Here is a 22,209-nt window from a genome sequence, read left to right on the forward strand (position 1 = left end):
ATTCTACCGGCTGCGGCGCTTCGCTGCGCCCGGGGCAGGCACTGGTCGGGGCGCGGCGAAACGCGCCTCCAGATGCTCGACGAAGGAACGGACTTTCGGGGACAGAAAGCGGCGGTGCGGATAGACGGCGTACATGGTGATCGAGGTATTGACGTAGTCGGTCAAGATCTCGGTGAGCCGCCCGGCGCGCACGTCGTCGCCAACCAGGAAATCGGGTTGCAGGATGACGCCATGCCCGGCCAGCGCGGCGGTGCGCAACACGTCGCCGTTGTTGGCCCGCAGCGCCGCGTTCACGCGCAGCAGCCGCAGCTGTCCGTCCTTCTCGAAATGCCATTCATTGCCGGTGCTGGCGTAGGCATAGTGCAGGCAGCGGTGCTGCTTCAGGTCCTCGGGCGTGGCCGGCGTGCCGTGGCGGCGCAGATAGTCGGGCGAGGCGCAGACCAGCAGCCGCTGTGGCGCCAGTGGCCGCGCCACCAGCGACGAGTCCTGCAATGGGCCGATGCGCACGGCCACGTCGTAGCCGTCTTCCACCAGGTCCACCACGCGGTCGTTCAGGTCCAGGTCGATGACCACGTCCGGGTACTGCTGCAGGTACTCGGCGATGGCCGGCCCCAGGTGCAGGATGCCGAAGGATACCGGGGCGCTGATGCGCAGCCGGCCGCTGGGACGCTGGCCTTCGGCCTGCAGGGCCTGCTCCAGGTCCGCCACCTCGGCCAGTATCGGGCGCACGCGTTCATAGAAGGCGCGTCCGGCGTCCGTCATGCTGAGCTTGCGGGTGGTGCGGTTGAGCAGCCGCACGCCGTACTTCTGTTCCAGATAGGCGATCTGACGCGTCACCACGGAGCGGGCCTGGCCCATCTTGTCCGCGGCGGCGGCGAATGAGCCCAGTTCCACGACCTTGGCGTAGGTCTGCATGGCGGTATGCGTATCCAAGATTGTTTCCTTTTTGGGAACAATAATTTGCGATTTTGCATGTTTATCTTTGTTTTAGGAATCGCAAAAATGGCGCCCATCAAGAATCTTCCCGTCCTGGGCGATTCATGTTCCAGACAAGGAGAACGCAATGATCGATAACCGTACCGCGCCCTATGCGGCGCTGCTGCTGCGCGTGGCGCTGGGCGTCATGTTCCTGGCCCACGGCCTGACCAAGCTGCTGGTGTACACGCTGCCGGGCACGGCGCAGTTCTTCGCCAAGATCGGTTTCGCCGGCTGGCTGGCCTATCCCGTGACCATTTTCGAAGTCGCCGCGGGCGTGCTGCTGATCCTGGGCGTGTGGCCGCGCTGGGTCGCCGCCATCGCGGTGGTGCAGCTGTTCGTCGCGTCGACCGTGCACTTCGGCAACGGCTGGGGTTTCGGCAATCCGGGCGGCGGCTGGGAATACCCGATCTTCCTGACCGTGGCGGCGGCCGTGCTGGCGCTGCTGGGTGATGGCAAGCTCGCGCTCAAGCCGGGCCGCCGAGGCTGAGTGTCAGGCGCAACTGACCGGGAATGTCTGGCGCCAGTGTTCGTACGCTTCCGGGGCTTGCGGCACCTCGGCCAGCATCCGTTCGATATGTCGGAAATCGAAGCTGCGGGCGTAGTCGCGCAGGACCTCGTCGCTCAGCTCATCCTCGTACCCGGTGATGAACAGAACGGCCAGGGCGCCCTGCAGGGATGTGAAGGAATGCCAGGGCGCGTCGATGTCCTCAAGCGAGCACTGCTCGAAGCGGCGCCTGGCCTGATCGAAATAGTTGAGAACGGTGCCGCTTTCCCATAAGGCGACGATATCGCGCTCGGCGATGGGCGAGGATTTCCAGTAGTGGGCGGGCTGGCATCGATATCCAAACGGGCCGCTTTGGTCATCGGCGGCAAGATGGTCGACCAGTCCTTGGGACAGGCCAATATCGCGCAGGCTGGTCATGTGGAGTTGTCGCCGGGTGAGCGTGCGGTTGCCGCTGCGGGCGCGGCGGGTTCGAAACCGAGGATCGGCGGCAGGTCCGCTCGCGCCGCCATGCGTAGCAGCGCCCGACCATAAGCCGCGCATTCAACCATCAGGGGCGGCTGTCCAGGTGTCAGTTCGGCCAGGGCGTCCAGCAGCAGGGCGCCGTCTTGCGCGCGCAATTGGTCCAGCAGCGCCGGCAGATCACGGTCCAGCACGATGCCGGGGCCCGCGGGCGTCACGGCATACAGGCTGCCCGCGTCATCCAGCCACCAGGCGCTGATTGCCGTGACCGGCTGGTTCGTATGCGTCAGCAGGGCCCGGCCCGCATCGTCCAGGCGCAGCACGTATGGCGCCGCGTCCAGCCGCAGGTAGACGCGTTGCGGCCCGTTCTGGAAGAACCAGCGGCCGGCGTCGTCGTGCGCGTAGTTGCGGCCGATGAAATCCAGGATCTGGGAATTGGTGATGGATTCGCCGGGTCCGCCCTGCGCGGACAGTCCCTGCGGGTGAAAGCGCCAGCGGCCGCGCGCGTCCAGCGACAGCCAGCCGTACGCCGCCGGCACGTCGGGCCAGCGGACGATGGCGTCTTTCACCGATTGATCCATCTCAGGGCCTGATCACGATGGGGGGCGGGTTGATCACGATCGCGGGCGCGACCGGCATCATGGGAACTATGGCTGGCTGCGGCGCGTAGCCATAAGCATAGTCGTCCCGGCACTTGCGCTTTTCGCTGTAGTCGCCGTTGCGCTTCCATTTGCGCTCGACCTTGCAGGCGCCGTCCCAGTACTTCTCTTTGTATTCCCCGCGCTTGTAGCGGTGATGATGCTTGTCGCCGGCTTCGGCCGACAGAGGCGAGAGGGCGATCAGCGCGGCGGCCGACAGCGCCCAGATCGATGCGGTGGGGCGGCGCTCATTCGGCGAGCGGGGATCCGTGTGCTTGTGCATGGTCGTGTCGTCAGTGGAAAACGGCGACACCATAGCAATCATCCGCCTGACCGGAGGTAGGGATGGGTAACCAGATGCTCGGGGGGAAGGGGGAAAGATGCTGGAGGCGCAAGCCGGAATCGAACCGACGTACACGGATTTGCAATCCGCTGCATAACCACTCTGCCATTGCGCCAGCACTTGCAAGAAAAAAGGAAGCTCGGGATGGCCGTTGCTTCCTTTTTGTATTTGGAGCGGGAGACGAGTCTCGAACTCGCGACCTCAACCTTGGCAAGGTTGCGCTCTACCAACTGAGCTACTCCCGCGTTTGCATTGCTGCATTTTGATGCTTGCCGTTCATTGTTCGCAGGCCGCTATTCGCGATTTGCTGCGCACTGGCATTCACCAAAGACAGCGATTATACACAGATTTCGGGACGTGTGCGTGAAAGTGGCAAGGCGGGCGCAAGATGGCGGTCAGCCGGAGCGTGGGCGCCGCCTAATGCCGACCTGCGTGGCCGGCGTCGGCGGCGCCCGGGGGCTTTGGAGAGGTCTATGCTGGGCGCTAGGGATGCGCCCAGCGGCGCAGCAGGTTGTGGTACGCGCCGGTCAGGCGGACCACCACGCCGTGGCCTGCGCCCAGCTGCTGGCCGGCATCCTGGATGGCGCCGTCCAGGTCGAACAGCAGCCCGCGCTGGCCATCGTCGCGGATCATGCTCTGGATCCAGAAGAACGAGCACAGGCGCATGCCGCGCGTCACCGGCGTGACCCGATGCAGGCTGCCGGCGGGATACAGCACCATGTCTCCCGCCGGCAGCTTGACCGCATGTTCGCCATAGGTGTCCTGGATGAGCAGCTCGCCGCCGTCGTAGCTGTCCGGCTCGGACAGGAACAGCGTGGCCGACAGGTCGGTGCGGATGCCGGAGGCCGCGCCGGGCGGATAGCGGATGGCGTTGTCCACATGCAGGCCGAAGGACTGGCCTTCGCCGTAGACGTTGAACAGCTTCGGAAAGATGCGCGCCGGCAGCGCGGCCGACATGAAGAGCGGGTTGCGGGCCAGACCCTGGTCGATCAGCGCGGCGGCCTGCAGCCCCAGTGCGGAATCGGCCGGCAGCTGCAGGTTGTTCTTCACCAGGGCGGACTGGAAGCCGGCCGTGCCGCGGCCGTCCTGCCAGTCCGCCCGCAGCAGCAGTTGCTGGCAGCTTGCGAGCTGGCCGGCGTCCAGCACGCCGGGTACATGGACGATCATCGTCGCGGCTTCCCGTGTGCTGCCTAGAACTTGTAGATCGCCGACAGCATGGCCGAGCGGCCGTCGCCGTACTCGATGGCGGACGAGCGCGACTCGCTGCCTGCCACCTGGCGCACGCGTTCGACATAGGCCTTGTCGGCCAGGTTCTCGACGTTGAGCTGCAGCTTGAGGTTGCGGTTCACGTCGTAGGACGCCATCACGCTGTGGATCCAGTAGGCGTCGAGCTTGCCGTCGCCCTGCGAGGTGACGTTGCGCGTGCCCACGGCGCGCGCGCCGTAGCCGACCGTCCAGCCGCCGGGCAGGGCATAGGTGGTCCACAGGCTGAAGGAGTTGCGCGGCGTGTTGCCCAGGGCGCGGCCCACGCGCAGCGGCTGCGTGGTCGACTTGCGCGTTTCGCTGTCCATGTAGGTGTAGTTGGCGTACACGTCCCACTGCGGCGTGACCTTGCCGGACAGGTTCAGCTCCAGGCCCTTCACGCGCTGGGCGCCGGCGAGCAGGTAGCTGCCGTCGGCCAGCGTTTCGCGGGCATTGGTCTTGTCCACCTGGAACAGCGCGCCGCCCAGCGCCAGGCGCTGGTCCAGCAGCTCCCATTTGGTGCCCAACTCGACCGTGCGGTTCTTTTCCGGCGCCAGGCTGTTGTTCCTGGCATCCAGGCCGCCGCCCGTGGTGACCAGGAATTCCGCCGACGGGTTGAAGGACGTGCCGTAGGCCACATAGATGCGGCCGTTCTCGGCGGGCTTGAACGTCAGGCCGACGCGCGTGCTGAGCTTGCGGTCGGCGCTGTCGACGTCCAGGCGCGCGCCGCCGACGGGGCGGCTGGACGATGCGGCGTCGATCCAGTCGTAGCGCAGGCCCAGGCTGACATCGAACATCCGGCCCAGCGCGATGGTGTCCATCGCATAGAGCGCCTTGGTGTCCAGGCTGGTCTTGTTGCGGGCGGAATCGCTCCTGCTGGTGGGGCCGTCCCAGCGGCCGGGCGGCCGGGACAGCTCGAAGCCGCCCGCGGGATAGTAGCGGTTGATGTTGTAGGAGTAGGTCGTGCGGTCATAGGTTTCGCGCGAGATCTCGAAACCCGTCACCAGCGTATGGCCCAGCCCGAAGGTGTCGAACTTGCTGGTCAGGTTGGTCTGGTTGACCCACATTTCGGTGGTGGAATCGCGGCCATAGCCCTGCGGGCCCGCCGGCTTGTAGTAGCCCGGCCGCATGCCGCGCAGATCCACGTGCGAGGCCGATACGGTCGTGTCACGGCTCAGGCTGGAATAGCGGGTCAGGTTCTGCAGCTTGAGGTCCGCCGAGAAGTCGTGCTCGAGCTTGGCGGTGAGCGCGTTGGACTGGATCTTCTCCTTGTCCAGGTTGCGCCAGCCGAAATAGGACTCCCGCGAGACGCCGTCGAGTCGCTTGCCATAGAGCGCCGGCACGCCGAAATCGGGCAGGTTGTCGTCGGTCTGGTGCAGGAAGCTCAGCGTCAGCCGCGTCGGTCCGTTCATGCCCAGCGTCAGCGAAGGCGCCACGCCCCAGCGGCGCTTGTAGATTTGATCGCGGCCGGGCACGTCGTTGCCATGGGCCATCAGGTTCAGGCGGAAGGCGGCGAAGCCTTCGCTGCCCAGCGTCTGGTTGGTGTCGACCGTGAGCCGCTTGTAGCGGTCGGTGCCCAGGCGCGCGGCGATTTCGGTGGCGTCCGTGGACTTGGGCAGCTTGCTGATCATGTTGATGCTGCCGCCGGTGGTGCCCGAGCCGCCGAAGACCGAGTTGGGCCCCTTGATGACTTCCACCGATTCGAGGTTGAAGAGGTCGCTGCGGCTGGTCTGCGCGCTGTCGCGCAGGCCGTCCACCTGCATGTTCGCGTTGGCGCTGAAACCGCGGATGTTGATCGAGTCGCCGGAACCGCCGCCGCCTTCGCCCGCGTTGAAGGTGATGCCCGAGACATTGGACAGGGCTTGCTTCAGGCTGAGCGCGTTCTGCTCGTCGAGCACCTGGCGCGGCACCACGGTGATGGTCTGTGGCACGTCCAGCAGCGGAACGGCGTACTTGGCCGATCCGGAAACGTCGGTCTTGGAACCCGTGACCGCCTGCCCGCTGACCGTGACCGGCGCCAACTGCACGCTCGTGCCGCCGTCGGCGGCGCCCTGGGCATAGGCCGGCGCGGCCAGGGTGGCGGCGGTCGCGGCAGCGAAGGCGGAATAGAGGCTGGCGCGGGGCGGCAGGGCGCGGGAACGGATGTGCGGCGAGGTCATGATGAAATCCTTTGAATAGGAATGGTTTCCATTTCTATTAAAGATTTATCAAGCCCTGCGTTGCAATCGGATAAGTCCTATTCGTGAAGGAAATATATGAGCCAGGCGCCGCGTAGCCTCCCGAGGACGCTTGCCGTCCACAGGATGATCCCCGAGATCGCCCAGCCCGCTATCAGGCCCAGCGCAGCACGAGCGGGTCCAGCCGACGGGCGATGTCCAGCAGGCCCCTGCGCGTTTCGGGATGCAGGGCGGGCCAGGGATGCCTGGGCGCGTCGCAGCGGATGATGCCGCCTTCCTTCATGAGGGCCTTGGCCGCCAGAAAGCCCGCCTGCCGGTTCTCATGGTTGATCAGGGGAAGCCAGGCCTGGTAATGGGCATAGGCCTGGTCCCGGTCCCCCGCGCGATAGGCGTCGATGATCGGGCGAATGCCGTCGGCGTAGCCGCCGCCCGTCATGGATCCGGTGGCGCCGGCGTCCAGGTCGGCCAGCAGCGTGATCCCTTCCTCGCCGTCCCAGGGGCCTTCGATGGCCTCGCCGCCCAGCTGGATGAGTTCGCGCAGTTTCGCCGCCGCGCCCGCCGTTTCCATCTTGAAATACGACACCTGCTCGATTTCGCGGGCCATGCGCGCCAGGAAGGCGGGCGACATCGGCGTTCCCGCCACGGGCGCATCCTGGATCATGATGGGAATGCGCAGCGCATCGGACAGGACCGCGTAGAAATCGTAAATCCGCGCTTCGCCGACCCGGAACGTCGCGCCATGATAGGGCGGCATGACCATCACCATGGCGGCGCCCATGTCCTGGGCGCGCCGGCTGCGCTCGACGCAGACCGTCGAGCTGAAGTGGCTGGTGGTGACGATGACGGGCACGCGGCCGTCCACGCATTGCAGGATCTGCCGCGTCAGGATCTCGCGTTCGTCGTCGGCCAGCAGGAATTGCTCCGAATAGTTCGCCAGCGCGCACAGGCCATCGACGCCGGAGTCGATCATGAACTGCACGCAGCGGCGCTGACTGTCCAGGTCCAGGCTGCCGTCTTCGTTGAAGATCGTCGGCACGACGGGGTAGAGGCCGCGATGGCGGGGAGGATGGGAGAGGCTCATGGGATTCCAATCAGGGAGGATGGAGAGGGTCAGGTGATCACGCTGGTCTGCCAGGGCACGAATTCCTGTTGCCCATACCCATGGCGTTCGCTGCGCGACGGCGCGCCGGAAGCGGTGGCCAGCAGTTGTTCGAACAGAATCGCGCCCAGCTCGGCGATGCCGCGGGTGCCGTCCAGCACATCGCCGCAGTTCAGGTCCATGTCGTCGGCCTGCCGGCGCCACAGGGCGGTGTTGGTGGCCAGCTTGTAAGAGGGCGCCGGCGCGCAGCCATAGGCGGAGCCGCGTCCGGTGGTGAAGCAGATCAGATTGGCGCCGCCCGCGACCTGGCCGGTGGCGGAGACCGGGTCATAGCCCGGCGTATCCATGAAGACCAGGCCCTGCGCGCGCACGGGTTCGGCGTATTGGTAGACCTCGACCAGGTTGGTGGAGCCGGCCTTGGCGATGCCGCCCAGCGATTTTTCCAGCACCGTGGTCAGGCCGCCGGCCTTGTTGCCGGACGAGGGATTGTTGTCCATCGAGGCGCCGTTGCGGGCGCAGTAGTCCTCCCACCAACGGATCCGTTCGATGAGCTTGCGCCCGATGTCCGGCGTCTGCGCGCGCCGGGTCAGCAGGTGTTCGGCGCCATAGATCTCCGGCGTCTCGGAAAGAATCGCCGTGCCGCCATGCTGGACGAGCAGGTCCACCGCAGCGCCCAGGACCGGGTTGGCCGAGATGCCCGAATAACCGTCCGATCCGCCGCATTGCAGGCCCAGCCGCAGGTGGCTGGCCGGCACGGCCTGCCGGCGCACGGCATTGGCTTGGGGCAGCATCTCCCGGACCTGCTCGATTCCCTTGCGGATCGTGTGGACGGTTCCCCCGCTGTCCTGGATGGTGAAGGTCCGCAGGCCCGGACTCTCGGCGAGACCCTGCGTGGCCAGCAGGCGCGGGATCTGATTGGTTTCGCAACCCAGCCCGATGATCAGCACGCCGGCGAAGTTGGGATGGCAGGCGTAGCCGCCCAGCGTGCGCTGGAGCATCTTCAGGCCGTCGCCCTGCGCGTCCATCGCACAGCCGCTGTGATGGGTCAGCGCGACCACGCCATCGACATGGGGGTAGTCGGCCAGGGCCTCGGGATGGATGTCGCGCCGGAAGTGATCGGCGATCGCGCGCGCCACCGTGGCCGAGCAATTCACGCTGGTCAGGATGCCGATGTAGTTGCGCGTGGCGATCCTGCCGTCGGCCCGGGGGATGCCCAGGAACGTGGCGGGCTCGGCCGCCATCGTCGTGGCGCGCGCTTCGGCGGAGTGGGCGTAGTCGCGCACGAAATCGCCGATGCTCAAATTGTGGCTGTGCACGTGCTGCCCCGGACTGATCGGCTGGCTGGCGAAGCCGATGATCTGGCCATAGCGCCGGACCGGCTCGCCGGCGGCCAGCGTCCGCGTCGCCATCTTGTGGCCGGGCGGAACCAATCCGGAAACGGTCACCGCTTCGCTGGCGACGTAGACGCCCGCGATCAGCTGGTCCAGGGCCACGACCACGTCGTCGCGCGGATGCAGGCGGATGACGCGCGCCGGTTTCAAGGGGGCGGTATCGTTGCTGGGCATGTTGTGTTTCCCCGGGGTGGCTCAGCGCTGCATGTCCGCAGGCAAGGGCATGCCGAAGTAGCGTTGATAGATCTCGTTGAACGCGCCGTTCTTCAGGTTCGCGGCAACCCAGCCGTCCAGCCAGGCTTTCAGCTCGGGCTCGTTCTTGCGCAGACCCACCGCATAGGGATAGGCCGTGGCGGTGAACTTGGGCACGATGTCGCGCGCCGGGTTGGCCTGCCTGATCGCGAGCAGCACGCTGGGAGCGCCGACCAGGAAGTCCTGCTGGCCCGTGGCCACGGCGGTATTGGTGGTGGCATCGTCCTCGTAGCGGACGATTCTCGCGCCGGACACATCCTTCAGTCCGCGGCTCAGCTCCTGGTCGCTGGTGGTGCCGCGCGTCACCGCGATGGTCTTGCCGCGCAGGTCGGCAAAGCTGGCGACGGAAACCGAGGCGGGGCCGGCCACCAGCACGGGCACGACGCCGTAGGGCTCCGAGTACGCCACGACCTTCTTGCGCTCTTCGGTGATCGAGAAAGAGGCCAGCACCACGTCGACCTTGCGGCTCAGCAGATAGGGCACCCGGTTCGGGCCGTTCACCGGCACGATCTCCAGGGCCACGCCCAGATCCTTGGCGAGCAAGCGCGCCGCCTCGACGTCCGACCCCGTCTGACGCGCCTGCTCATCGAGCATGCCGTAGGGCGGCGCGCTGATGTCGACGCCGACCAGGATCTTCTGGCGTTGCCTGATGGTTTCGAGCGTGTTGGACCAGGCGCCGGCGCTGGCCAGGAGCAGGCTGGATGCGACGAGCGCGGAAAGCAGCCGGGACAGGATTTTCATGGGATTCTCCCTATGGATATGGCGGGATGGGTGGCGGGGCTAGAGGCCGCTGGAAATGAACTGCCGTAATTCGGGGGTGCGAGGCTGATCGAGCATGCGGCCGTCTCCGTGCTCCCAGACGACGCCGTCGTGCATGAACAGGATCTGGTCGGCCACAGATCTGGCGAACGCCATTTCATGGGTCACGAGCACCATGGTCATGCCCTCGGCGGCGAGCGACTCGATCACGCGCAGGACTTCGCCGGTGAGCTCCGGATCCAGCGCCGAGGTGACCTCGTCGAACAGCATCAGCTTGGGCTGCATGGCCAGCGAGCGGGCGATCGCCGCGCGTTGCTGCTGTCCGCCGGACAATTGCTCTGGGTAGTAGTGGGCGCGGTCCCGCATGCCTACCTTGTCCAGGACCTGCACGGCCAGCGCATCGGCCTGCGCGTCCGGCAGGCCCTTGACCTTGCAGGGCGCCAGCTTGACGTTCTGCAGCACGGTCAGGTGGGGAAAGAGGTTGTAGGCCTGGAAGACGATGCCGACTTCCTGGCGCAGCGCCAGTAGGTCATGGCCGCCACGCTCCAGCGCCCGGCCACAGACATGCAGCTGGCCGTCCTGGATTGTTTCCAGCCCGTTAATACAGCGCAGCGCTGTGGTCTTGCCCGAGCCGCTGCGGCCGATCAGCGCCACGACCTGGCCCGGGGCGACGGAAAAGCTGACGCCCTTCAATACCTGGGCATCGCCGAAGGACTTCCGGACCTGCTTGAAGCAAACAATGTCGCTCATGGGATCTGTCTCCTGATTTTTTTCAGTCCGACGCCTAGGCGCGGCGCAGGCGTTTCTCGAGCCGGTACGAGAGCGCCGACAGGGGGTAGCAGATGGCGAAGTACAGGATGGCCGCGATGCTGAACACCGCGAAGGGCTCGAAGGTCGAGTTGTTGATGACGCGCGCGGAGTAGGTCAGGTCGAAGAAGCCGATCACCACCGCGTAGGAAGAGTTCTTCACGATCTGCACCAGGAACCCCACCGTGGGCGCCACCGCGATGCGCGCCGCCTGCGGCAGCACCACATGCCGGACGCATTGCAGCGGGCGCAGCGCCAGGCATTCGGCGGCTTCCCACTGCGTCTTCGAGACGGCCTGGATACAGGCTTTCCAGATTTCCGCCAGGAAAGCGGCCGAATACAGCGTCATCGCCAGGCCCGCCGCCGCCAGGCTGGGCAGGTCATAGCCGGCGATGCTGATGCCGAAATAGCAGAGGAACATCAGGACGGGCAGCGGAATGCCCTGCACCAGCTGGATGAGCGCGCCCGTCGCGGCGCGCCACAGGCGCGCGCCGCGGCTGCGCAACAGCGCCAGCGGCAGTCCCAGCAGCGCGCCGCCGGCGAAGCCGATGAGCGAAAGCAGCAGCGTCCAGCCCGCGCCATGGAGGATGAAGCGCAATTGTTCGAAGGAAATGCCCAGCATGTGCCGACTCCGCAGGAGGGGGATGGATGACTGCCGTGGGGCGCTACAGGGGCGTGCCAAGCCGGCGTTGCCGGGTGAACGCCGCGCGGGCCAGGCTGGCCATCAGCAGGCGCAGCAGCCAGGACAGGCAGAGATAGACCAGGGCGATGACCAGGTAGATCTCGAACCCGCGAAATGTCTCGGATTGGACGCTGTAGCCGGCCGACGTCAATTCCTCGACGGAGATCTGGGACATGATCGAGGTCGCCAGCAGCATCAGCACGAACTGGCTGACGAGCGCCGGGTACATGCGTTCCACCGCCTGGGGCAGGACCACCAGGCGCAGGACCTTCCAGCGGTTCATGCCCAGACAGGACGCGGCCTCGATCTGGCCGCGGGGAATCGACTCGATGCCCGCCCGCAGGATTTCCGTGGTGTACGCGGATACGTTGATCACCAGGGCGATGACCGCGGCTGCAACCGCCGGAATGCGCACCTGCAGGGAGGCCAGGCCGAAGAACAGCCAGAAGGCCTGAATCACCAGCGGCGTGTTGCGGATCACATCCACGTAGGCCGTGACGATCCGGCGCGCCGCCGGCGGCCCTTGTGTGCGGATCACGGCCAACAGCGCGCCCGCCAGGAATCCCAGCGCGATCGTCGCCAGCGACATGAGCGCCGTCGAGCGCGCGCCGGCCAGGAAGGCATCCCAATGCGTGGACAGGAAGCTGAAGTCGAAGTCGTAGTCCATGATTTCCCGCCCGGAAGGCTCGCGCTCGGAGTCGATAAAGGGTTGTTGCCGGCAATGATCAAAAATATAAACGATCAATGTCGGCAATAAGCGCTATCGTTTTCCCTAGCTGCTTCATATCGGGTGCGTGCTTGTCTTACGATTTGGTCTGATGCACAACCGATGCATACCAGTGAAGCCGTCCACGAATACGTTCATGTCCACCGAATCCTCCTTGCCCGGAACGCCCGCCAGCACGCCTCTCTATGCCCGTATCGCGGACCTGTTGCGCCAGGCGCTGGCCGGCGGCGCGCTGCCGCCGGGCATGGTGTTGCTAGAGGGACCGTTGTCCGAATTGCTGGGGGTCACGCGCAACCCCGTGCGCCAGGCGCTGCGCGAGTTGGAAAACGAAGGATTGGTTGCGCGGTTCGACGGCCGGGGCATGCTGGCGGGCGGCGCATCCGAGACGCCCTTGCGGCAGCCGCTGACGCCCGGGATGCTGGGAATGGGCGATGAGAGCGAACCCGTGCGCAAGGCGCAGGGCTGGGAACACATCTACCACGCGGTCGAGCACGACGTGGTCCATCTGTCGGTGTTCGGCGCCTATCGGCTCAACGAAGTCGAGCTAGCGCGGCACTTCGGGGTCGGTCGGACCGCCGCGCGCGATGTGCTGCTGCGGCTTGAAGGGCTGGGTCTGGTGGGCAAGGACGAGCGCCAGCGCTGGATCGTCACGCCGCTGGACGAGCGGCGCATCCGCAACCTTTATCAGCTGCGCTGGCTGCTGGAGCCCGCCGCGCTGGCCGCCGCGGCCGCCGACGCGTCCGCCGAAGAGATTGCCGTGATGGCGCAACGGCTGCGACGCGCCAAGGCGCGCTATCCGCGCCTGACCCGAGCCGAGCTGGACGGGCTGGAACATGATTTGCATGTCGCGCTGATCGGCCGCTGCCCCAACGACAGCATTGTCGAAAGCCTGCAGCGCACGCGCTGCGTCCTGACGCTGAGCAAGCACGTGCTGGGCGCCGCCGCGCCCATGCCCAATGAAGATCCGTTCATGCAGGAGCACCTGGACGTGCTGGAAGCGCTGGCGCGTGGGGAAACGGGGCAGGCGCAAGAGGCCTTGCGGCGCCACCTGGAAGCGTCGTGCCTGAAGATCGTCGAACGCGTGCGCCTGGTCCAGGAGCGCGTGCCCGCGCCGAGGCTGCCTTATCTCGCGTGAAGAGGGATCGCGCGGAAATGAAAAAAGGGCCGGCAGGCCCTTTTTTCAATGATGCGCAGACTCCGGTGGAAATCTGCGGATCGGATGTTGGAGCGGGAGACGAGACGTTTACTAAGCGCGTAAGTCGTTGTTTCCCGAACACTTTCTTCGCCGAGGTGGCCAGCGAAGACCTCAATTGTAGCCTTGTTTTTCGTCCCCGGCAACAAGTTCGTCCAAAGAAATCCATCGACGTCCAAAGACGCACACTCCGCGCACCAGACCCGCACCCCGCACATCACCATCCGCGTGGACTCGAACTAGCCATCCATATCCCGTTCTCTGCTTCCGCATCTTCACCGCGATGCCGACTAGGCAGCAGGTTTCCGATGTCGGGGCAGTTCGGATGCCACCGTGGTAAGGCGCGCACCGCGCATCGCGGCGCCCATCTGCGCAAGCCACGCCGGAAGAACGCACACCCTAGCCATGGTGCGTCGGCGCGCGATTCTTTATGGATATATCAGGATGCCGGGATGAGCATGACGGGAGCGCATTCGCTGCGTCCGGCTGGACGTTGGATGACGATTGCCATCCGCTTCGTGCCCCTTGAGACCGTTGGCATATCAGGCCATACCCAGACGGTTTTGCAGGGGCCGCAACTTCTTACGACCCTGATAGCGTGAGCGTCACTGTCGAGCCTGCGTCCTGATGCTCGACCTTCTAGTCGATGAATTTTTACACATCGAGCACACAAGGGCTACCAGTAGCGCCGACTCGTAAGAGGTACTCAAGCCCAATGACGAAGCCGCCCTCGGGGGGCGCTTCCTGCACAGACAACACGCCGGCCATGAGGTCGGTGGCAAAGGAGTCGGCCATGTAGTTCTTCTCCTGGAAGGAGACGGAGCATGCACGAGAACAAGAATGATGCACCTACATCAAAGGTGTTCTATCGCCCGATCGAAGCGTCCATCCGCTGGGCCGGGCTGCTGCGGTACGAGCAGGTGATCCTGGCCTCGATTTCGTCGCCCCGGAACCTGCCACTTTCGCTGGACTGCCCACGCTGGGGCGAACTGCGGCTGTACACCGAACGCATCTATGACGGCATCCTCAATGGGGAGCTGCCCTTCGGGCGGGACGGCATCACGACGCACGACACCGAACTGATCGACTCTCTCGATCTCACCGTCCGCCATGTCGATCTGAAGCGCTGGATGCGACAGCACTACCCCGAACAGCGACCAGGCTTTCTCTTCTCCCGCAGCGAGCGCATCACCCATCCCTTCATCTCGCTGGAGACTGGGCAAGCCATGCTGGTTGAGCAGCTCGCCCTGAAATCCGCCTTGGAACAGTCCAAGCGCCAACTTCGCGAGCTGCAGGACAAGCACGACGCGCTGCTCAAGCAGTCCACGGTGATTCCCGCCTGCGCGCAGTGCCCGATCAGCGATCGGGCCGAGGCCACCTACCTGAACATCATCGGGGGCATGCTGGAGCTGATGCTCGGCCAGTCGCCCTCGGGCACGCCGTACTCCAGCTTCAAGACGCAGGAGGCTGTGGTCAGCGCACTGGTCGCCCATCACCACGGCGTCATGGGGATCGCCGAGCGGACGTTGAACGGCAAGTTCGCCACGGCCAGGCGCAGGCTGCATAGCGCCACGCTCTGAGGATTGCCAGCTTGTATGTGCAGTCGCGGAGATTGCATTTGCAATGTCTTTCCGCAGCCGTGTCTATTGAATAGAGGTCACGCCAACAAACGCCACTGAGCGTTCAGGAGTGACCGCCATGTCGCAAACACCTGTACTGCCACCCAACGAGCGCCGCATTCTGCGTCTGGAAGAAGTCGAAGCGAAGTCCGGCTTCAAGCGTGCCCACATCTACAACCTGATGAAGAAGCGCCAGTTCCCGCAGGCGCTGCGCCTGGGTGTGCGCGCCGTCGGCTGGGATTCCATCGAAATCGATCAGTGGATCGCCGAGCGCGTCAACAACCGGGCCTGACCCGTTCTCCCGCGGACCTTCCATCCTCACACGGAGAACGCCATGCAGGTTGTATCCATCATTTCAACGAAAGGTGGCGTCGGCAAGACCACCACGGCCGCGAACCTGGGCGGGCTCGTCGCCGACGCGGGGCTGCGCGTGCTGCTGCTCGATCTCGACGTGCAGCCCACCTTGTCGTCCTACTACGAACTGGGACACCGTGCGCCTGGTGGCATCTATGAGCTGCTGGCCTTCAACGAGCGCGACCTCGGCCAGCTCGTGTCCCGCACAATCATTTCGGGCCTGGACCTGGTGCTGTCCAACGACCACCGGGGCGAGTTGAACACCTTGCTGCTGCACGCGCCGGATGGGCGCCTGCGGCTACGGCACCTGCTGCCGGTCCTGGCTCCCCTCTATGACCTGGTGCTGATCGACACCCAGGGCGCGCGCTCGGTGCTGCTGGAGATGGCGGTGCTCGCCTCCGACGTTGCGCTGTCGCCCGTGACCCCGGAAATCCTCGCGGCGCGCGAGCTGCGGCGCGGCACCATGCAGTTGCTTGAAGACATCGCGCCGTACCGGCACCTCGGCATCGAGCCGCCACCGCTGCACCTGCTCATCAACCGCGTCCACCCGGTGTCGGCGAACGCCCGGCTGATCCAGCAGGCCTTGCGCGACCTGTTCCAGGACCACGCCGGCATCCGCGTGCTGACCACCGACGTGCCGGCCATCGAAGCCTATCCACGCGCCGCGACGCGCGGTTTGCCGGTCCATCGGGTCGAGTACCGCCAGCCGCCGGGCAGAGTCGCCCCCGCCGCGCTCGACACCATGCGCGGCCTCGCTGGTGAACTGTTCCCGCAATGGCAGCACCGATTTGTCACGCTGTCCGGCCGCCCGCCATTTCCTCTTGATGCCGGGAGGCCCCATGGCGAACGCCCATGAGTTGGCCCGAGGCCACAAGCGGCTGCGCGCCCTGATCGAGTTCGCCGTTGGCGAGGGCTGGCACGTCAAGCGCACGCCAGGCGGCCACCTCAAATTCACCAAGGCCGGCTGCGCTGCGATCTACACCAGTTCGACCGCCAGCGACCACCGGGCGGCCCTCAATGCCCGGGCGCAGATCCGTCGCGCCGAGCGCGAGGCCCGGTCCCAAGCGCAGGGAGGCAGCCATGGCTGAGATCACCTCCCAGCAAATGGCCGGCAAGCTGCTCGCGGCCGGGTTCGAGCGCAGCGGCCCGGCCGCGTCGGCCTTGAGCGACCCGATCGCCGACACGCCCATGGTCGTGACCCTGGACCAGTTGCGTCCCTATGACCACGATCCCAGGAAGAAGCGCAATCCAGCCTACGAGGACATCAAGGCGTCGATCCGCGAGCGCGGCCTGGACGCGGCGCCGGCCATCACCCGGCGCCCGGGCGAGAACCACTACATCATCCGCAACGGCGGCAACACGCGCCTGGCGATCCTGCGCGAACTGTGGTCGGAGACCAAGGACGAGCGGTTCTTCCGCATATCGTGCCTGTTCCGGCCGTGGCCCAGCCGCGGCGAAGTCGTGATGCTGACCGGCCACCTGGCCGAGAACGAATTGCGTGGGGGCCTGACGTTCATCGAGCGCGCCCTCGGCGTCGAGAAGGCGCGCGAGTTCTACGAGCAGGAAAGCGGCGCCGCCCTGAGCCAATCCGAACTGGCCCGCCGCCTCGCCGCTGATGGCTTCCCGGTCCAGCAGTCGCACATCAGCCGGATGAACGACGCGGTGCGCTACCTCCTGCCGGCGATCCCGACCGTGCTCTATGGCGGGCTCGGCCGCCACCAGGTCGAACGCCTGTCGGTCATGCGCAAGGCCTGCATGTTCGCGTGGGAGCGCTACGCCAAGGGCCGCACGCTGGTCCACGACTTCGACGAGTTCTTCCAGGAAGTCTTGTCGCAGTTCGATGTGCAGGCCGAGGAGTTCTCCGCGCAGCGCGTACAGGACGAGCTGATCGGACAGATGGCCGAGCTGCTGGGCGTCGATTACGACGTGCTCGCGCTGGACATGACCGAATCCGAGAGCCGCCAGCGCGCTCTGGTCAGCGATCCGACGCCATCCTCGACACCGCCCGCCTTGCCGGAGCCTGGGGTTATCACGCGCCCACCTGCCGGCGCCTCGCCGCCCACAAGGCCTGCACCGGCAGCGCAGCCTGCAGGCCCTGCGTCTCCCACCTCAACGCGCGAGAGCGACGCAGATGCCAACGAGGCGGGCACGGCCAGCCCGACAGCGGAAGACCACCTGCTTCAGAATCACATCGTCTCACCGGCGCCAACGACCGAACGGCTCCAATCCATCCAGCGCATGGTCGCCGACCAGTTGGGCGATGAGCTGCCGCCCGACTTCTCGGCGAACGTCTTGCAGTCCATCCCCGTACAGGCAGGCGGGCTCTATCCGATCTCTGATGTCTGGTACATCGACGCGAGCCTGGATACGCCCGAGCGCCTGCGCATCCACGTCGCGCAATTCGCCCGCGAGATCGCCGGCGAGGCCCGCCTGGACGAGTGCATCGATGACCGTCCAGACGGCATCGGTTTCGCCTGCCGTGCCTACGCCCAAGACCCGGGGCCGCTGGGCCGTGCCGTTCTGGCGCTGCTGGCATGCCTGGCCGGTCAGCAGCCCGCCGACGTCGGCTTGGATAACAGGCAACTCGTCATCGACCTGTCGGCGCTGCTGCACGGACAAGGCGACGCAACCCGGCGACTGAGCGACACCGCACTGGTCAAGCTGTTCCGGCTGCTGCGGCTGGCCCGCCGTCTGCTCGAACTGGGCGCCGGCGCTGCGGACCCTGGAACGTGACCGAGGGAGACCAGCATGTCCGCACCACACCCACTCAACCAGGCCGTCATCGCCCAGGCCCTCTATGACCTGCGCAATGGGCAACTGCGCCGCTGCAAGCTGATGGGGTTTGGCGAGGAAGAGCTGGACGCCCTCAAGCATCCCGCGCTGATCAGCGTGCTGGCCAACGCCAACGTCTCGTGGTGCTCGGTGACGGTCAACCGCGAAGTGCTCCGGCGTCTGCTCAGGCAGGCGCAGGATGTGGAGAAGGAGATCGCCACGGTCGATCGCATGCTGCGCCTCGGCGCGAGCACCGAAATGGTCAGCCGCTTCTACGGACTGACCCACCAGGAAGTGGCGCTTCGCCGCGAAATCCTCGGCCTGCCCAAGCGCAAGGGCCGCCACCCCGTGCTGGACGAGAAGCAGGACACGGAGCTGTGGCGGCAATGGAAGGCCGTGACCAGCAGCAGGAACGTCGATCTCGAAGACGAAACCTCCATCCTCGATGCCGCCATGGACTTGGCCGAAGGCATGTCGCTGCCTTTGTCGGTGGTCTGGGCCTCGATCAAGAGCTGGGTCGATCAAGGATTGGGTTGACCATGGCCGTGGACGACACCGCACCACGTCGTGGCCCGATCGCACTCGCAGACCTGTTCGACGCTGCGCTGAAAGACCTTGTGCCCAAGCCCAACGCCGATGCGCCCCCGCCCACACCCACGCCTGTCGCCATGCCCACGAGCGCGGCGTCTGGCGATGCCTTCCTGTTCAGCGGCAACCGGCACGAGACCGTACCGCGGCGGCTCTTCCTCGACCGTCGGCTGACGCCATTGGAGCGCAACGCCTGGCAGGTCTTCCGGCTGATGCTCAACGACGATGGCGTGACGGCGTTCCCGACGTATGAACAGCTTCGGCCCTGGCTGGCGTCGATGCCCTGCGCCGGGCAGGCCTCACACGAAACCGTGGCGCGAGCCCTGACGCTGCTGCGCCTCACCCGATGGTTGAGCCTGGTGCGGCGCCGCCGCGACCCCAAGACCGGCCGCATCCTCGGCAACCTCTATGTCCTGCACGACGAGCCGCTGACGCCCTTTGAAGCGATGCAGCTCGACGCCGATTACCTGGCGCTGGTCAGCCAGTCCCTCGGCCACTCGGCCAAGGCCGTCCAGATGGTCGGCCTGAACACGCTCAAGGAAATCGAGGAAGACCCGCTGCTGTCCGGCCGCACGCTGCCGTCACGGCTGCAGGTCCTGGCCGAACGCCTCGCCACCCAAGGCATCACGGCGACCGAAAGTTATCCACAAGAGGATGCCACTCACGATTCCGAAGAAGGGCCGACGAGCTTTCTTCGGAATCCCGATGACCCCACTTCGGAATCCGAAGCAGGGTCGAAACCCGCGCCAGACGCCTCTCTTCGGAATCCGAAGCAGGCCCGTACAGTACGTAGTAGTCGTATGAATGAAGTACGTACTACCGCGCAGGCACAGGCGCAGGCGCGCGCGCTGGGCGACCTGCAATGGCCCAAACGCTTCGCGGAACTGAAGGCAGAGCAGCAGACAGGTGCGCGGGTGGCGTTGCAGCAGGTCGATGCCTCGCTGAGGCAGGCCGTGCTGGACGAATGGGCCACGCGATGCAGCAGCCACGGCATCCGTAATCCCGCGGGGTATCTGTTCGGCATCATCCAGCGGGCCATCCATGGCGAGTTCAACGCCTGGGCCAAGAAAGACGCGCCGTCGGCACCTGCTCCCCCCAATGAGCGGCCACCACCAGCACCGCCACCATCCCAGCCGAAGGGCAAGCCTGTGCCGCCAGAAGTCGCCAAGCAGCACATCGAGCGACTGCGCAATCTGCTCGCCAGCAAGTGAGCGGGCCTGCAAGGCGGTGAAGTGGATGCCGGTGGCTTCCAGTAGAGCTATCCCCAGGGGATAGTTCCACTGACAGCTACACGTCGAACCGCTGTACGCCAAGCCCCGATCGCCCGCCGCGGGATCGGCCTTGTCCGCGCTTGATCCGGGCATGCAGCGTTCCTTGGCGCTCCATGGAGCTATCCCCTGGGGATAGCTCGCGCCGCATGCACCCACCGCGCCCTGAACCGGGGACGGGCGGGTTTCGGTTTGTTGACTGACTGCCTTCCGCTTCCTGCCGAAGCTGGCCGCTCTTTTTCCAACAACGAGCGGACACCATGGCAACGACCAACGAACCTCTGCAACTGAATCTCGGCTCCTTGCGCAGCGCGATGTCGCTGACGCTGCACACGCACCACGCCTCGCGCATCTGGCATGGCCGCGCCGCCGCTGAGGGGCGACCGGGCATCGTCGGCCTGAACGGCTACATCGCCCAGATGAACAAGATGCGGCGCGGCTCGGAGCAGGACGACCCGTACAGCGACTTCTGGATGCTGCGCATCGAGGACAAGCTCGACCAGACGAAGACCACGCTGCAATCGCTGCGCGAGCAGGTGGACCAGGCCCTGGCGAGCGTGCCGCCGGCACTCACCCTGGGCGAAAACCTCAACGTCCAGCCCGTCAAGCTGCCGCTGTTCGTCAATGCGCAGCTCGGCTTTGCCGCGGTGTATCTGCTCGCCGACTACGACGACATCGCCCGCAAGCTGATCCTCGCGCACCACACCGCGCTGATCGATCGCTCGACGCTCGAACGCTGGCTCAACGAAGGCGCGCATGCACTGCGCAGTCTTTTCAGCCTGGCGCAGCAGTACCGCTACTCGGGCTGCACCCGCGACGACTTCGCCGCCAAGAATGCCGCAGCACGCGCAGCGCTGGAGAAATTCGGCGAGTTGCCGCAGGACGTGCTCGAAGGCACGCGCCGCTCGAAGTTCGCGCCGCCCATCGTGCGCCGTGGCCTGCAGCAGCGCGGTGACGGTCCTGCCGCAGCCGCATCGCCCACCGACGAGGCTGCCGCCCCCGAGGCTCCCGAAGCGACGGCCGGCGAGGACGAGCAGGCATGAGCAACCCGACCTCCGACACCCGCTACTTCCGCCCGCTGCAACAGACAGCCTTCATGCGGCTGGAACACGCAGGCTCTCTAAAAGGCTTTTTAAGACCTTTTCCTTTTAAAGGTAAGGGGAGTCTGGAGGATTGGGCCAGCCAGTGCTTTGCCATGCGCGACGAGTTGATTGGCTTGGCGCAGCGACAGGTGCTGCCACAGGCCGTCGGGCATCCCTTCCACCTGCTCTCCATCGAGCTGGCCCAGCAGACCACTGGCGCAGGCACGGCGTTTCTTCGCTGGCGCAAGCACGACCGCTCGGCCATGGGCGTCGCCTTGTGGCAGGAGCTGATGGCGAGCACCAGTACGCCGGTCAACCTGCTGGCCGACCTGCACGCCATCGAGCTTCAGCGCATCACGCTGAACATGCAGATCAGCCTGTTGCACACCTTGGGCAGGCAGGCCCAGGAGTGCGCCAGCAAGGCCGCCGCGGCGGAAGCCGCCTACCTGCGCCGGCTCAAGTCCACCCCACCCGCACTGCGCGATCGGTGATCGCGCCGGGCAACCCAGCACGCGCCCGCCACCGACCAGGTGCGGGTATTTCAACCACCACGGAGATTGCAACATGAGCACGCATTTTTCTGGCGAGGGCAACATCGGTTCGCCCCCCGAGTACCGGGAGTTCCCCAACGGCAACGACGAGCCGCGGCGCCTGCTGCGGCTGAACGTGTATTTCGACAACCCCGTCCCCACCAAGGGCGGCGACTTCGAGGATCGCGGCGGCTTCTGGGCGCCGGTGGAAATCTGGCACCGCGACGCCGCGCACTGGAAGGACCTCTACCAGAAGGGCATGCGCGTGCTGGTCGTCGGCCGGATGGAGCGCGAACCTTGGACGGACAACGAGGATCAGCCGCGCGAGACCTGGCAGATCAACGCGCGCAGTGTCGGCATCCTGCCGTTCCGCATCGAGTCCGTGACCCTCAGCCCCAGGCAGCAGGAGACCACGCAGGACACGCAGCCGAATCCCCTGGCCGCCCAGGAACCGGCCGCGCCGAAGGAGCCGAAGCGCAGGAAGTGATGCAGCATGGGGCGGCGGCAGTCGTCCGTCGCCCCATGCCCTCGCGAGCTATCCCCAGGGGATAGCTCCATCAACGTCCACCGGCTTCCACGCGCTCCCGAAAACCGCGGCTCCCGAACCGCACCCTCCCGGCCGCACGCCACTCCCGTACCAGCCATTCCATCCCGTGAAAGTGGTCGCCACCGCATGCGGCTTGTTTGCTGCTGCCCCTGGTGGTGCTCGGCATCCTCGATTCCAGCAACTCAATGAACCACGGAA

General features: G+C 65.9%; 25 protein-coding genes and 2 tRNA genes. 12 read left to right on the top strand and 15 right to left on the bottom strand.

Annotation, left to right across the window (positions count from 1 at the left end):
- Nucleotides 1-3: 3 nt before the first annotated feature.
- On the bottom strand, nucleotides 4-933 hold the full coding sequence (locus C2U31_RS09925) for a LysR family transcriptional regulator (RefSeq protein ID WP_233772717.1): 930 nt from the start codon (nucleotides 931-933) through the stop codon (nucleotides 4-6).
- Between the two features lie 130 nt (nucleotides 934-1,063).
- Between C2U31_RS09925 and C2U31_RS09930 the strand changes: the two genes are divergently transcribed.
- Nucleotides 1,064-1,465, top strand: coding sequence for a DoxX family protein (locus tag C2U31_RS09930; RefSeq protein ID WP_103272701.1), 402 nt, complete (start codon nucleotides 1,064-1,066; stop codon nucleotides 1,463-1,465).
- A gap of 3 nt (nucleotides 1,466-1,468) precedes the next feature.
- Here C2U31_RS09930 and C2U31_RS09935 read toward each other — a convergent pair whose 3' ends face one another.
- The 13 genes from C2U31_RS09935 to C2U31_RS09995 form a co-directional block, all read right to left on the bottom strand.
- Nucleotides 1,469-1,900, bottom strand: coding sequence for a hypothetical protein (locus C2U31_RS09935; protein WP_103272702.1), 432 nt, complete (start codon nucleotides 1,898-1,900; stop codon nucleotides 1,469-1,471).
- Nucleotides 1,897-2,523: a DUF2946 family protein gene (locus C2U31_RS09940; protein ID WP_103272703.1), complete on the bottom strand. Its 627-nt coding sequence runs from the start codon at nucleotides 2,521-2,523 to the stop codon at nucleotides 1,897-1,899. The genes C2U31_RS09935 and C2U31_RS09940 overlap by 4 nt, the downstream gene beginning before the upstream one ends.
- Nucleotide 2,524: 1 nt before the next feature.
- Nucleotides 2,525-2,863 carry a hypothetical protein gene (locus C2U31_RS09945; RefSeq protein ID WP_369869784.1) on the bottom strand — a complete coding sequence of 113 codons (339 nt, stop codon included), beginning with the start codon at nucleotides 2,861-2,863 and terminating at the stop codon, nucleotides 2,525-2,527.
- Between the two features lie 101 nt (nucleotides 2,864-2,964).
- A tRNA-Cys gene (locus tag C2U31_RS09950) sits at nucleotides 2,965-3,038 on the bottom strand.
- 54 nt (nucleotides 3,039-3,092) lie between these two features.
- Nucleotides 3,093-3,168, bottom strand: a tRNA-Gly gene (locus C2U31_RS09955).
- Nucleotides 3,169-3,406: 238 nt separating this feature from the next.
- Entirely contained in the window at nucleotides 3,407-4,090 is a 684-nt protein-coding gene (locus C2U31_RS09960) for a Fe2+-dependent dioxygenase (RefSeq protein WP_103272705.1), read from the bottom strand.
- A 23-nt stretch (nucleotides 4,091-4,113) separates the two neighbouring features.
- Nucleotides 4,114-6,324: a TonB-dependent siderophore receptor gene (locus tag C2U31_RS09965; RefSeq protein ID WP_103272706.1), complete on the bottom strand. Its 2,211-nt coding sequence runs from the start codon at nucleotides 6,322-6,324 to the stop codon at nucleotides 4,114-4,116.
- A gap of 172 nt (nucleotides 6,325-6,496) precedes the next feature.
- Complete coding sequence (locus C2U31_RS09970; protein ID WP_103272707.1) at nucleotides 6,497-7,423, bottom strand: dihydrodipicolinate synthase family protein; 927 nt, start codon at nucleotides 7,421-7,423, stop codon at nucleotides 6,497-6,499.
- A gap of 29 nt (nucleotides 7,424-7,452) precedes the next feature.
- Nucleotides 7,453-9,006 carry a UxaA family hydrolase gene (locus tag C2U31_RS09975; RefSeq protein ID WP_103272708.1) on the bottom strand — a complete coding sequence of 518 codons (1,554 nt, stop codon included), beginning with the start codon at nucleotides 9,004-9,006 and terminating at the stop codon, nucleotides 7,453-7,455.
- A 21-nt stretch (nucleotides 9,007-9,027) separates the two neighbouring features.
- Nucleotides 9,028-9,825 (bottom strand): transporter substrate-binding domain-containing protein, encoded by a 798-nt coding sequence (locus C2U31_RS09980; protein WP_103272709.1) that lies wholly within the window; start codon nucleotides 9,823-9,825, stop codon nucleotides 9,028-9,030.
- Between the two features lie 39 nt (nucleotides 9,826-9,864).
- On the bottom strand, nucleotides 9,865-10,593 hold the full coding sequence (locus tag C2U31_RS09985; RefSeq protein ID WP_103272710.1) for an amino acid ABC transporter ATP-binding protein: 729 nt from the start codon (nucleotides 10,591-10,593) through the stop codon (nucleotides 9,865-9,867).
- 34 nt (nucleotides 10,594-10,627) lie between these two features.
- Nucleotides 10,628-11,272 (bottom strand): amino acid ABC transporter permease, encoded by a 645-nt coding sequence (locus C2U31_RS09990; RefSeq protein ID WP_103272711.1) that lies wholly within the window; start codon nucleotides 11,270-11,272, stop codon nucleotides 10,628-10,630.
- A 43-nt stretch (nucleotides 11,273-11,315) separates the two neighbouring features.
- Nucleotides 11,316-11,999, bottom strand: a complete 684-nt coding sequence (locus tag C2U31_RS09995) for an amino acid ABC transporter permease (protein WP_103272712.1) — start codon at nucleotides 11,997-11,999, stop codon at nucleotides 11,316-11,318.
- Between the two features lie 196 nt (nucleotides 12,000-12,195).
- On the opposite strand from C2U31_RS09995, the gene C2U31_RS10000 reads away from it, so the two are divergent.
- On the top strand, nucleotides 12,196-13,194 hold the full coding sequence (locus C2U31_RS10000) for a GntR family transcriptional regulator (protein WP_158658330.1): 999 nt from the start codon (nucleotides 12,196-12,198) through the stop codon (nucleotides 13,192-13,194).
- 711 nt (nucleotides 13,195-13,905) lie between these two features.
- Here the strand turns inward: C2U31_RS10000 and C2U31_RS30480 are convergent.
- On the bottom strand, nucleotides 13,906-14,046 hold the full coding sequence (locus tag C2U31_RS30480; protein ID WP_158658331.1) for a hypothetical protein: 141 nt from the start codon (nucleotides 14,044-14,046) through the stop codon (nucleotides 13,906-13,908).
- A gap of 29 nt (nucleotides 14,047-14,075) precedes the next feature.
- Here C2U31_RS30480 and C2U31_RS10005 point away from each other — a divergent pair, with 29 nt between their 5' ends.
- The 10 genes from C2U31_RS10005 to C2U31_RS10050 all read left to right on the top strand — a co-directional run bounded on the left by C2U31_RS10005 (nucleotide 14,076) and on the right by C2U31_RS10050 (nucleotide 21,951).
- Nucleotides 14,076-14,831: a hypothetical protein gene (locus C2U31_RS10005; protein WP_103272714.1), complete on the top strand. Its 756-nt coding sequence runs from the start codon at nucleotides 14,076-14,078 to the stop codon at nucleotides 14,829-14,831.
- Between the two features lie 118 nt (nucleotides 14,832-14,949).
- Nucleotides 14,950-15,162 carry an AlpA family transcriptional regulator gene (locus tag C2U31_RS10010; RefSeq protein WP_011347600.1) on the top strand — a complete coding sequence of 71 codons (213 nt, stop codon included), beginning with the start codon at nucleotides 14,950-14,952 and terminating at the stop codon, nucleotides 15,160-15,162.
- A gap of 42 nt (nucleotides 15,163-15,204) precedes the next feature.
- A complete protein-coding gene (locus C2U31_RS10015) occupies nucleotides 15,205-16,080 on the top strand; it encodes a ParA family protein (protein WP_103272715.1) in 876 nt (291 codons plus the stop codon).
- Entirely contained in the window at nucleotides 16,064-16,312 is a 249-nt protein-coding gene (locus tag C2U31_RS10020) for a hypothetical protein (protein ID WP_023907650.1), read from the top strand. Before C2U31_RS10015 ends, C2U31_RS10020 begins: the two co-directional genes overlap by 17 nt.
- On the top strand, nucleotides 16,305-17,957 hold the full coding sequence (locus tag C2U31_RS10025) for a ParB family protein (RefSeq protein WP_103272716.1): 1,653 nt from the start codon (nucleotides 16,305-16,307) through the stop codon (nucleotides 17,955-17,957). The genes C2U31_RS10020 and C2U31_RS10025 overlap by 8 nt, the downstream gene beginning before the upstream one ends.
- A gap of 15 nt (nucleotides 17,958-17,972) precedes the next feature.
- Nucleotides 17,973-18,533 carry a DUF2857 domain-containing protein gene (locus tag C2U31_RS10030; protein ID WP_003821054.1) on the top strand — a complete coding sequence of 187 codons (561 nt, stop codon included), beginning with the start codon at nucleotides 17,973-17,975 and terminating at the stop codon, nucleotides 18,531-18,533.
- 2 nt (nucleotides 18,534-18,535) lie between these two features.
- Nucleotides 18,536-19,795 carry an STY4528 family pathogenicity island replication protein gene (locus C2U31_RS10035; protein WP_103272717.1) on the top strand — a complete coding sequence of 420 codons (1,260 nt, stop codon included), beginning with the start codon at nucleotides 18,536-18,538 and terminating at the stop codon, nucleotides 19,793-19,795.
- Between the two features lie 317 nt (nucleotides 19,796-20,112).
- Nucleotides 20,113-20,895, top strand: coding sequence for a PFL_4669 family integrating conjugative element protein (locus C2U31_RS10040; protein WP_103272718.1), 783 nt, complete (start codon nucleotides 20,113-20,115; stop codon nucleotides 20,893-20,895).
- Nucleotides 20,892-21,425: a DUF3158 family protein gene (locus tag C2U31_RS10045; RefSeq protein ID WP_103272719.1), complete on the top strand. Its 534-nt coding sequence runs from the start codon at nucleotides 20,892-20,894 to the stop codon at nucleotides 21,423-21,425. Before C2U31_RS10040 ends, C2U31_RS10045 begins: the two co-directional genes overlap by 4 nt.
- A gap of 73 nt (nucleotides 21,426-21,498) precedes the next feature.
- Nucleotides 21,499-21,951, top strand: a complete 453-nt coding sequence (locus tag C2U31_RS10050; protein WP_103272720.1) for a single-stranded DNA-binding protein — start codon at nucleotides 21,499-21,501, stop codon at nucleotides 21,949-21,951.
- Nucleotides 21,952-22,209: the final 258 nt, after the last annotated feature.

This window comes from Achromobacter sp. AONIH1 (assembly GCF_002902905.1).
In the GTDB taxonomy this organism is placed as follows: Bacteria; Pseudomonadota; Gammaproteobacteria; order Burkholderiales; family Burkholderiaceae_B; genus Achromobacter.

Excerpts from the sequence above, each read along its gene's own strand:
- C2U31_RS09930 (WP_103272701.1), top strand. The coding sequence starts at position 1,064 with ATGATCGATAACCGTACCGCGCCCTATGCGGCGCTGCTGCTGCGCGTG.
- C2U31_RS09935 (WP_103272702.1), bottom strand. The coding sequence starts at position 1,900 with ATGACCAGCCTGCGCGATATTGGCCTGTCCCAAGGACTGGTCGACCAT.
- C2U31_RS09940 (WP_103272703.1), bottom strand. The coding sequence starts at position 2,523 with ATGGATCAATCGGTGAAAGACGCCATCGTCCGCTGGCCCGACGTGCCG.
- C2U31_RS09945 (WP_369869784.1), bottom strand. The coding sequence starts at position 2,863 with ATGCACAAGCACACGGATCCCCGCTCGCCGAATGAGCGCCGCCCCACC.
- C2U31_RS09960 (WP_103272705.1), bottom strand. The coding sequence starts at position 4,090 with ATGATCGTCCATGTACCCGGCGTGCTGGACGCCGGCCAGCTCGCAAGC.
- C2U31_RS09965 (WP_103272706.1), bottom strand. The coding sequence starts at position 6,324 with ATGACCTCGCCGCACATCCGTTCCCGCGCCCTGCCGCCCCGCGCCAGC.
- C2U31_RS09970 (WP_103272707.1), bottom strand. The coding sequence starts at position 7,423 with ATGAGCCTCTCCCATCCTCCCCGCCATCGCGGCCTCTACCCCGTCGTG.
- C2U31_RS09975 (WP_103272708.1), bottom strand. The coding sequence starts at position 9,006 with ATGCCCAGCAACGATACCGCCCCCTTGAAACCGGCGCGCGTCATCCGC.
- C2U31_RS09980 (WP_103272709.1), bottom strand. The coding sequence starts at position 9,825 with ATGAAAATCCTGTCCCGGCTGCTTTCCGCGCTCGTCGCATCCAGCCTG.
- C2U31_RS09985 (WP_103272710.1), bottom strand. The coding sequence starts at position 10,593 with ATGAGCGACATTGTTTGCTTCAAGCAGGTCCGGAAGTCCTTCGGCGAT.
- C2U31_RS09990 (WP_103272711.1), bottom strand. The coding sequence starts at position 11,272 with ATGCTGGGCATTTCCTTCGAACAATTGCGCTTCATCCTCCATGGCGCG.
- C2U31_RS09995 (WP_103272712.1), bottom strand. The coding sequence starts at position 11,999 with ATGGACTACGACTTCGACTTCAGCTTCCTGTCCACGCATTGGGATGCC.
- C2U31_RS10000 (WP_158658330.1), top strand. The coding sequence starts at position 12,196 with ATGTCCACCGAATCCTCCTTGCCCGGAACGCCCGCCAGCACGCCTCTC.
- C2U31_RS30480 (WP_158658331.1), bottom strand. The coding sequence starts at position 14,046 with ATGGCCGACTCCTTTGCCACCGACCTCATGGCCGGCGTGTTGTCTGTG.
- C2U31_RS10005 (WP_103272714.1), top strand. The coding sequence starts at position 14,076 with ATGCACGAGAACAAGAATGATGCACCTACATCAAAGGTGTTCTATCGC.
- C2U31_RS10010 (WP_011347600.1), top strand. The coding sequence starts at position 14,950 with ATGTCGCAAACACCTGTACTGCCACCCAACGAGCGCCGCATTCTGCGT.
- C2U31_RS10015 (WP_103272715.1), top strand. The coding sequence starts at position 15,205 with ATGCAGGTTGTATCCATCATTTCAACGAAAGGTGGCGTCGGCAAGACC.
- C2U31_RS10020 (WP_023907650.1), top strand. The coding sequence starts at position 16,064 with ATGGCGAACGCCCATGAGTTGGCCCGAGGCCACAAGCGGCTGCGCGCC.
- C2U31_RS10025 (WP_103272716.1), top strand. The coding sequence starts at position 16,305 with ATGGCTGAGATCACCTCCCAGCAAATGGCCGGCAAGCTGCTCGCGGCC.
- C2U31_RS10030 (WP_003821054.1), top strand. The coding sequence starts at position 17,973 with ATGTCCGCACCACACCCACTCAACCAGGCCGTCATCGCCCAGGCCCTC.
- C2U31_RS10035 (WP_103272717.1), top strand. The coding sequence starts at position 18,536 with ATGGCCGTGGACGACACCGCACCACGTCGTGGCCCGATCGCACTCGCA.
- C2U31_RS10040 (WP_103272718.1), top strand. The coding sequence starts at position 20,113 with ATGGCAACGACCAACGAACCTCTGCAACTGAATCTCGGCTCCTTGCGC.
- C2U31_RS10045 (WP_103272719.1), top strand. The coding sequence starts at position 20,892 with ATGAGCAACCCGACCTCCGACACCCGCTACTTCCGCCCGCTGCAACAG.
- C2U31_RS10050 (WP_103272720.1), top strand. The coding sequence starts at position 21,499 with ATGAGCACGCATTTTTCTGGCGAGGGCAACATCGGTTCGCCCCCCGAG.